Raw genomic sequence first — 814 nt, 5'->3', positions numbered from 1 at the left:
ACGCTCGGCGCCAACACGCTGACGATCGCCAACGGCCATGTGCTCGACGCGATGCGCTTTGTAACCGGCGATTTCGCCCGGCTGTCGGCGGTCGTCGCCACCCAGGCCAAGCAGTGGCTCGACACCGGCACCAACACCTGGCTCGACGTGACCTCGCCCGACAACATCGTAGTGAGCGGCCATCTGGCGAACGGTGGGGTGGTATCGAGCCATGTCGCCGCCATCCCTTACGCGGGCAGCGGTTATCGGATGGAAATTTACGGTCGCGACGGCACGCTCGTCGCCACCGGCGAGGATTCGCCGCAGCTCAACAACGTGACGCTGCACGGCGCCCAGCGCGGCAATACGCTGGCACCGATCGCCGTGCCGGCGCAGCTCACGGTCGCTGCCGCCGCCACCCCAGCCGGTGAAGCCTTTCATGTCGGCCAGATGTACACGGCCTTTGCCCGCACGATCCGCGGCGGCGAGCGCTTGCAGCCCGATTTCGCCACGGCAGTCGAGATGCACCGCCTGATCGACGCCGTTCGTCACGCCGCGGACGGTCGCCGCGAGGTGGAGGCAAGCGCATGACCTATCCGACGCACCTCATCCCGACCACCGTCGTCGGCTCGTATCCGCAGCCGGGTTGGCTGATCGACCGGGCGGCGCTCGAAAAGCACGGTGTGCCGCGCGTCCACGCGCACGAGATCTGGCGCATCCCCGAGGCGCAGCTCAAGGAGGCGCAGGACGACGCGACCATCCTCGCGATCGACGAAATGGAGCGCATCGGCATCGACATCGTCAGCGACGGCGAGATGCGGCGCGAGAGCTATTC

Annotated in this window: 1 protein-coding gene and 1 pseudogene; both read left to right on the top strand. The window is 67.6% G+C overall.

Annotated elements, in window-relative coordinates; translation table 11 throughout:
- Positions 1-570 (top strand): Gfo/Idh/MocA family oxidoreductase (locus DYY66_RS06340; protein WP_255496235.1); only part of this gene is annotated, 570 nt, incomplete at its 5' end.
- Positions 567-814: pseudogene (locus tag DYY66_RS06335) on the top strand (5-methyltetrahydropteroyltriglutamate--homocysteine methyltransferase); the annotation flags it as partial. The gene DYY66_RS06340 and the pseudogene DYY66_RS06335, both read left to right, overlap by 4 nt.

Origin of the sequence: Candidatus Nitrosotalea sp. FS, from assembly GCF_011319475.1 — an archaeon.
In the GTDB taxonomy this organism is placed as follows: Archaea; Thermoproteota; Nitrososphaeria; order Nitrososphaerales; family Nitrosopumilaceae; genus Nitrosotalea.
The sequence above is the reverse complement of the archived record's forward strand: the minus strand, read 5'-3'. Positions and strand labels throughout refer to the sequence as shown.